The 8,722-nt window shown below is 27.3% G+C and carries 7 protein-coding genes and 2 riboswitches; of the genes, 4 read left to right on the forward strand and 3 right to left on the reverse strand.

Features of this window, described 5'->3' with window-relative positions; all coding sequences use genetic code 11:
- A partial coding sequence (locus E6248_RS09665; protein WP_316340605.1) for a cation:proton antiporter occupies window positions 1-646 on the reverse strand: 646 nt, incomplete at its 3' end.
- Window positions 647-689: 43 nt separating this feature from the next.
- Window positions 690-763, reverse strand: a riboswitch (Fluoride riboswitch).
- A 124-nt stretch (window positions 764-887) separates the two neighbouring features.
- On the opposite strand from E6248_RS09665, the gene pulA reads away from it, so the two are divergent.
- Window positions 888-3,728, forward strand: a complete 2,841-nt coding sequence (pulA, locus tag E6248_RS09670) for a type I pullulanase (protein WP_316340606.1) — start codon at window positions 888-890, stop codon at window positions 3,726-3,728.
- Window positions 3,729-3,783: 55 nt separating this feature from the next.
- Here the strand turns inward: pulA and thiT are convergent, their stop codons facing one another.
- Window positions 3,784-4,428 (reverse strand): energy-coupled thiamine transporter ThiT, encoded by a 645-nt coding sequence (thiT, locus tag E6248_RS09675; protein ID WP_316340607.1) that lies wholly within the window; start codon window positions 4,426-4,428, stop codon window positions 3,784-3,786.
- Window positions 4,429-4,486: 58 nt separating this feature from the next.
- A riboswitch (TPP riboswitch) is annotated at window positions 4,487-4,587 on the reverse strand.
- A 180-nt stretch (window positions 4,588-4,767) separates the two neighbouring features.
- Here thiT and E6248_RS09680 point away from each other — a divergent pair.
- Window positions 4,768-5,331 (forward strand): methyltransferase domain-containing protein, encoded by a 564-nt coding sequence (locus E6248_RS09680; protein WP_316340608.1) that lies wholly within the window; start codon window positions 4,768-4,770, stop codon window positions 5,329-5,331.
- A gap of 37 nt (window positions 5,332-5,368) precedes the next feature.
- Here the strand turns inward: E6248_RS09680 and E6248_RS09685 are convergent, their stop codons facing one another.
- Window positions 5,369-6,712 carry an MATE family efflux transporter gene (locus tag E6248_RS09685; RefSeq protein WP_316340609.1) on the reverse strand — a complete coding sequence of 448 codons (1,344 nt, stop codon included), beginning with the start codon at window positions 6,710-6,712 and terminating at the stop codon, window positions 5,369-5,371.
- Between the two features lie 182 nt (window positions 6,713-6,894).
- On the opposite strand from E6248_RS09685, the gene E6248_RS09690 reads away from it, so the two are divergent.
- A complete protein-coding gene (locus tag E6248_RS09690; protein ID WP_316340610.1) occupies window positions 6,895-8,088 on the forward strand; it encodes a hypothetical protein in 1,194 nt (397 codons plus the stop codon).
- A gap of 11 nt (window positions 8,089-8,099) precedes the next feature.
- Window positions 8,100-8,690 carry a response regulator transcription factor gene (locus E6248_RS09695; protein WP_316340611.1) on the forward strand — a complete coding sequence of 197 codons (591 nt, stop codon included), beginning with the start codon at window positions 8,100-8,102 and terminating at the stop codon, window positions 8,688-8,690.
- Window positions 8,691-8,722: the final 32 nt, after the last annotated feature.

Raw genomic sequence — 8,722 nt, forward strand, 5'->3', positions numbered from 1 at the left:
CTCTTGTATGAATAACTTTAAAAAGTTTAATTAAAATTAATCCAATTACTATTCCTATTAAGACACCAAGAATAATAGAAATAGGTATCTGAAGTAATACATTTAAAGAAAAACTTGATTCTGATTTTGCAAGACTAGTTAATGATGTAAAAAGTACAATTACAAAAATATCATCAACAGATGCACCAGCTAATATTAATTGGGGAATAGACTTTTTTGTTCCATAACCTTTATCCATAAGTTTTATCATTCTCGGAACTATAATTGCTGGAGATACAGCAGCTATAACTGTTCCTAAAATTGCTGAATCTAAAAAGCTTAAATTTAATAATTTTGGGCCTAAGATAATAAACCCAAGGATTTCAAAAACAGCTGGAACAAAGCACATTAAAATTGCTGGGCGACCAACTTTTTTTAAATCTTTTATATCTAAGGCTAAACCAGCTCTAGTTAGAATTATTACTAGAGCTATTTGCCTTAGTTCTGAAGAAATATTTAATATTGTAGGATCTAAAACATTTAACATATAGGGACCTAGAATTATTCCAGTTAAAATCATACCAATTAGTCTTGGAAGCTTTAATTTATCAAAAATAAAGGCTAGGGATAGTCCCATTAAAATAATAAGTGCAATACTGGTTAACATAATTACCTCCTAAAATTTGTATTAAAAAAAGCTAATGATTCTGCAAAATGCAGAAGTCATTAGCTTAATAAGCGGTTTAGACAAAAGTCAAGGGAGTACTTCATTCCCTAATAAAATAAATGATATCACATCAAAATCAATAAATCAATAAAATATTACTATATAGGTTAGGATTTTATAAAAGGGTCAATAATAAAATTTAAACATATAATATAATGATAAACTTTTGGATGGTTTTTATATGAAAGAATTAGAATATAGTAATTTGGAAATAAGAGCAAGCACAAATGAAATATATTTAGAACAGTATATTGAGTTAATTGCAGTGAGAAAAAAGGAATTTGATATTTTAGAATTAGTAGATGTGGTTTGGGATATAAATTATAAAGGTAAAGAGATATCTTTAGAAGGAAATATATTAAAGGTTAGTAATAAGATTAAAGATATTAAGACCTTAAAAGTTTTATGTGCTGAATTAAAGACTGGTGCAAGAAAGGAGAGAGAGTTCCCTGTAATAAATAAAGAAGTAAAGAATCCATTAATACATTTTATTAAAAGTGATAATAAATATTTTGGAGATAATTATTTATGGGATTTTTGGGTCTTTTCTCAAAATAAACTTTCATACAGCTTGGAACTAAAAAACAAAGGCGACATAAGTTATTATTCAGAAGTTAAAGAAGAAAATGTTATTGCTAGGCTAAGGAATTTTTATAATGGTATAGAAAACAATTGGGTAGAACAAACACCTACCTTTATAGTACCTAATAAAGCTAAAAGCTATTATATAATTTACGGAGAAGATAAGCTTATAGATAATTTAAGTGAAGTTATTCCACATATTAATCCAAGAATAGAAAAAGCAATTATGGATAGTAACAATGAAATAAGAGCCTATTTATCTAAAGAGCCACTAGATGATATTAAATTTAGTTTATATAAAAACAATAAAGAGATTAAGAATATAAACTGTTTAATAAATAAAAAAGATAAAGAAGTTAGATTCTATAACTTAGATTTTAAGTTATCTTCCTATGATTTATTAGAAATTAGAGCAGATAAATATTATAGCAGAGCTAAAGTCTTACTTAGGAATATTCTAAATAAATATAATACATCTAAATTAAAGCTTGGTATTAGTTTATTAGAAGAAGTAATAAATTTAAGGATATGGGCTCCTACAGCATTTAAAGTTGAGCTTTGCTTATATCATAATTGGTATGATAAGGAAGCCTTTATGATAGTTAATATGAATAGGGAAGAGGTATATGGTAGTTATTCTATTAATATAAATAAAAGTTATTCTTATAAGAAATATTATTTATATAGACTATATTTTAAAGATTTAAATTTAAAAGGTGAGGAATATATAAAAGTTACTTATGCAGTAGACCCATATGCAACTGCTGTTTCTATAAATGGTGATAAGGGATATTTAATTGATATAAACTCATGTGAAACAAAGCCCTATGGATGGGATAACTATAAAAGGCCTAAATTAGAAAGCATAGAAGATATAATAATTTATGAAATGCATTTAAGAGACTTTACTATAAGTAAGGAATCAGGGGTAACAAATGAAGTTAAAGGAAAGTATTTAGGTTTAGTAGAAGAGGGAACTTTTTACAAAGAAAATAAACTTTCAGTAAAGACGGGTATAGATCATATAAAAGAACTTGGAGTAACTCATCTACATATACTGCCTATATTTGATTTTGCATCTGTAGATGAAGAAAGTAGAAATGATGAATTTAATAGAAATTGGGGATATGATCCAAGAAATTATAATGTACCTGAGGGAAGTTATTCAACTAATCCATATAATCCTACAAATAGAATTATAGAGCTTAGATATATGATTAAATCACTCCATAAAAATAATATTAGGCTTATAATGGATGTAGTATATAACCATATGCATGACACTAAAAACTTAGATAATATTGTACCAGGTTATTATTTTAGAAGTGACAATAAAGGGAAATTAACTAATGGCTCAGGATGTGGGAATGAGCTAGCATCAGAAAAGCCAATTGTAAGGAAATTAATTTTAGACTCAGTAAAATTTTGGACTGAAAATTATAATATGGACGGATTTAGATTTGATTTAATGGGATTAATAGATATAGATACAATAAAGGAAGTTGTAAGATATACTAATTCCTTAAATGAAAATATAATAATTTACGGTGAACCTTGGGCTGGAGGATATACTAATTTAAATAATGGAGTAAAAAAAGGAGATCAAAGAAATGAAGGGTTTTCCATATTTAATGATAGTTTTAGAGATTATATAAGAGGAAATAATTATCCTTCAATTGGATTTGTAAGTGGAAATGCACACAATCCAAGAATAGCTTGGAGTATTATAGAAGGAATAAAGGGATCAGTTTATTCCTTTGCTAGTAAGTCTACAGAAAGTATAAATTATGTAGATTCACATGATAATTTTACATTGTGGGATCAAATAGAAAAGAGCCTTAATTCAAATATAGAAGATTATCAATATAGAAATATAGAAGAAAATAATGTTTTTGACAATTTAAATGTTAGAAGGAATATTCTTGCATTAGCAATAATTTTATTTTCTAAAGGAATTCCCTTTATTCATGGAGGAGCCGAAATACTAAGGACTAAAAAAGGTGATAGCAATAGTTATAAGAGTTCAGATGAAATAAATGAGATAAAATGGAGAGATAAAGTTAGATTTAGAGAAGTATTTAATTATATAAAAGGATTAATTTCAATTAGAAAAGGAATATCAGAAATTAGAAGGGAAAATACTAAAGAGTTAAATAATGTAGAGATTAGCTTTTTAAATAGTGATGAAAGAGTAGGAGTATTAAAATACAAAATAAGTAAGATTAAAATTAATAATAGAAATGCAAATAATTTTTATATTATATTTAATGCTACATCTATAGATAATTATGATATTAATAAGTTTATTGAACCTCCTATGGAAGGTAGGTTTTATATAATAGGAAATCATAAAGTAGCAGGACTAGAAGTAATAGAAACTGTAAGAGGTAATAATTTACCTAGATTAAAGGCATATTCTATATTGATTTTTTATTGTTAATTGAGCTGTCTTTTCGGCAGCTCAAATTTAACAATATAGTGGTAATAATATAAAACTATTGTGAAACAGCAAAGACCTTTTTAAATACTGTATCAATAGGCAGTATTAGAATAAGTACAATAACTATTATTAAATTACTGCCTACATAAGAAGCATTAGCTACTAATGAGTAAAGAGCAGGTGACCAACCATCTGGAGCAAACTGTCCAAAGAATAAAAATCCAGAAATAAAGTGGAAAATAAACTTAAAGAACATTCCAATAGAAGCACCAATTAGCTTTCTGTTCTTAAAATATCCAGCAAATCCAAGAGCCATATATGGAAGTGGGTAATCAAATAGCACTTGAAGGGGATGAACAATATAAGGACTAATAATAAGGTTTATTAGACCAAATAATAATCCAGTAAGCATTCCAATTTCAGCACCATAAAATAAAGCAATAACTATTATAGGAACTACACTTCCTAAGTTAATACTACCTATACCATTAGGTAAGTTTATTATCTTAACAAAATCAAGAATAGTAGCTAAGGCTAAAGCTAGTCCAATTCTTGCCATAGTTTTAGAGTCAAGCTTTATTTTCTTGAAGCTAATTAAGGCTAAAATTACTATCATTAGTCCAAGTAATGCAGCAATAGATAAAGGGTTTTTGAATATTTCTATAAATCCTTCTTTTATAGTATTAAAAATATTAGTCATAAAAAAATACCTCCTAAAGTTTGCTAGGAGGTACATTATAGCCAATATAAATATCGCTAATAACATACAAGTGACTTTCCTACGCTGGTATTATCCAGATCAGGTAAAGAGGGTTAATGATTATCATCTCTCAGCCATAAGGCACCCCTAGCACGTAATATTAATTTGTATTAATTTTACAATAATTCTCAGATGGAGTCAATAATTATTATTAATGGAATGTAATTCAATAAAAGCTTTTAAATTGCAATATTTATAAATTTGTATATTTAAATAGACTAATATAAAAATATAAGTATAATAAGAGTAAGAGTAATTTATAGGAAAGGAAGTTAATAAATGAATATATTTGTTGAAAAAATGAAATCAAAATTAGAAAGTGAAGATAGAATAAATGAACTTAGCCCAAAAGAAACATTAGAAAAGTTAGGGTTTAAAGATGGTATGATCCTGTGTGATATTGGAGCTGGGACAGGCCTATTTTCAAATATAGCTGCAAAAATTAGTAGCAATAGCATTTATGCATTAGATATATCAGATGATATGTTAGAATACTTAGAAGAGAAAAAGAAAGAATTATCACTTTCAAATTTAATTCCAACCAAGGTTGCTGGAGATACTTTACCATTAGAATCTGAAAAAGCAGACTTAGCAATTATGGTAACAGTTTTACATGAAGTAAATAATCAAAAAGAAATGATTAAAGAAATTAAAAGAGTAATTAAGAAAGATGGAAGAGCATTTATTGTTGAGTTTCATAATAGGGAGACTCCTTTTGGACCACCACTTTCACGTAGAATAGATAGTAAGGATTTAATTAGTTTAAGTAAAGAAGCTGGATTTGCTAAGGTAGAAGAAATAAACCTTGGTATAAATATGTATGGAATAATACTAGAAAAGTAGTTACATATATAATTCTAGATATTTAAAGGAGCCGTAGTTATACGGCTCCTTTTTGTTTCATAATAATATCAATTCTTTTGTAATAAGTTATCATAAGAGGTACACAAGCAGCTATCCAAGCAGCTGGGTCTGCTAGGGCAATACCTGTAAATCCTATTATTAAAGGCAATGTAAAAGCAGCAACAGTTCTAGCAATCATTTCAGCTACACCTGCCATCATTGGCACAAAGCTTTCTCCAATACCTTGAAGAGTATTTCTATAAATAAATATTAGTCCAAGTGGTATGTAAAATATAGAAACAGTATTTAAATAATGTTTTGAGTAAGCAATAACTTCTAAATCATTACCACTCATAAATAGTTTTGTAAAAGCTCCACCGAATAAAAATACTATAATAGTTGATACAATACTAACTATAATACTAATAGTAGTACATTTTTTAACACCTTCCTTTATACGATCTATTCTTCCAGCTCCTAAGTTTTGTCCAGAATAGGTGGCCATTGTAACACCAAAGGTAACGGCAGGTTGCATTACTAATTGCTGAACTTTAGAAGCAGCTGTATAAGAAGCTATAATCTTTGATCCAAAGTTGTTTAAAGCTCCTTGAAGGACCATAGCACCTGCAGCAGTAATTGAAAACTGAAGGGCCATAGGTATCCCTATTCTTAATTGCTTGACCATATAATTTTTATTGACTTTCCAGTGCTTTTTCTTAAGACTTAATATAGGAAATTTCTTTACTATATAGAAAGCACAAAGAATTGCTGAAACTGATTGAGAAAAAATAGTAGCATAAGCTGCACCAGCAACACCCATATTAAAGTTAAGTATAAATACAATATCTAAAATGATATTTAATACTGAGGAAATGATTAAGAAGTATAATGGTGTTTTACTATCACCAAGGGCTCTTAAAATACTAGATAGCATATTGTAAAAAATAATTGCTATATTTCCAGCATAAATTACAATTATGTAAGATAAGGCGTCACCCATAATATTATCAGGAGTGTTCATAAGTTCTAATAAAGGTCTAGCAGACAACATACTAACTGAAGTAACTAAAATAGTCATAATAGCAGATAGAATTAATGAGCTTGCAAAGGACTTCTTTACACCTTCTTCATCATTTGCACCAAATCTTTGAGAGACTAAAACTGCAAATCCACTAGTAACACCAATAACAAAGCCATTAACTAAAAAAGCCATAGCACCAGTAGAACCAACTGCAGCTAATGCATCAACGCCAAGAATCCTTCCAACTATGACAGTATCAGCCATACTATAAAATTGTTGAAAGACATTTCCTATAAGTAAAGGAATAGAAAAGGTAATAATTAATTTAACGGGACTTCCCGTAGTCATATCTTTAGTCAAGTTACATCCCCTCCTTACCAACTAGTCTTAAAGATTTTCCTAGTAAATGATACCACTGGAAAATTTAATTATCAACTTTATTTCAAAATTAGAATAGTAGTTAATAATTATGTAACAACTTACAATAGTTTTTAAAAACTTCCATTTATTATATAATTAAAAGTATAAGGGGAGGTTTTTCAGTGAAAAAACATATTTCATTAATTGGAGGATTATTAATATCTACAATTTTAATCGGTTGTAGTGAAACAAAGATTTTAGATGAAAACACAAAGGATAATATTTCAGAGAAATACACAATTACAGAAAGGAATATAGAAAATACTGATAAGGATAAAGTCTTTATACCTAGTTTCTTTGATGGTGATATACTTTATGGAACTAAGATGAAGGATGGAAGTGGAAATATTAAGGATTATACAATGATATATTATTTGGATAGTACGGATTCTATTAAAAATATGGAAGAAGGAATGCTTACTAATGAAGAAGTTGATTTTATAAAAGGTAATGGTGGATATCAGGATTCTGGAATAATTGCTCAAGATGCAAGTAACTCAGGTGAAATAAAGAATTATTACATTAATTTAGTTAATAAAACTATTTTTGAACTTAAAGACTTTGGAGAAAGCAAAAATAAAATACAGAATAATTTGATAAAATTTGCTAGATCCAGTGGTGAAATTAGTGATAATTACCACATTATTCAATATTTATCTATGGATGAAGATGAAATTAATGAGGCTAGGGATTTTATTATAATAGATTTAAAGAATGAAAAGTATTATATAAATAATAATGAGAAAAAAGTAAGGAACTTTTACTATGATGATAGTTTAGATTCAATTATAGCTATAGATGAAATAGGTAAAATGTATAAACTTAAGTTTGATGAAAATAATATAACTTTTGAGGATTATAAAACAATAAAAACTGATAAAGTAAACTTATATGATAGAGAGCCTTTTTTAATAAGCAATTTATCTAATAATAAATTGTTACTTAAAATTAAAAATAGTGACTCTAAAGAAAATATGGATTATTATAATGCTATTTATGATATTGAAACTGAGGAAGTTATTTATTTTGATAAAGAAAAAATAATAGCAGGTCAATTAAAAAATACTAAGTTTTATTTTATATCTTATAAAGATGAGGAGTATTTAGGGGAGGTTACTGAGAATGGAAATATTAATTTAATATACAAATTAAATAATAATGATGGTTATAGATTTTCATATCCACTTGCTAATAAAGAAGGTAATAAAATCTTTTTAACTAAGATTAAAATTTCAGAAGAAAGTAAAAAGAATCCAGAAAAGCCTATAATAAAAGAAGATATAAAATACTCTATATTAGAAATACAAGAAAGGTAATTATTTATTTTATGGAAAAGAAAAAAATACTAGTGGTAGAAGATGAATACTCAATAAACGATGCAGTAACCTTTGCTCTTAGAAAAGAAGGCTATGATGTTAGAAGTGTTTATAATGGTAAAAATGCTTTAGAAAGATTTAATGAATTTAAGCCGGATTTAGTATTATTAGATTTAATGCTTCCTGATATGGATGGATTTGATATATGCAAAGAAATTCATAATAAGGCTTACATTATAATGCTAACTGCTAGAGGAGAAATTATAGATAAGATCTTAGGGCTAGAGCTTGGAGCCGATGATTATATAGTTAAGCCCTTTGAAATTAAAGAAGTATTAGCTAGAATAAAGGCTGTATTTAGAAGAATAGAGAAGGGATTAGATAAAGATTTTACAGAGGAGAAGGAAGAAATAATTAAAATTTATCCAAGAGATAGAAGGGTAATTAAAGAAGGAAATGAAGTTGCTTTAAGAAGAAAAGAATTTGACTTATTAAATTTCTTAAATAGTAACAGGGGAACAGTCTTTTCTAGGGATGATTTATTAGAAAAGATATGTTTTAAAAATAAAATATTGTTCTATAGGATACTCAAGTTCTCTTAAACTTTTAACTTCATACAACATACAAGTAACAA

The sequence above is a fragment of the Clostridium sp. genome (assembly GCF_032552055.1).
GTDB lineage: Bacteria > Bacillota > Clostridia > Clostridiales > Clostridiaceae > Clostridium.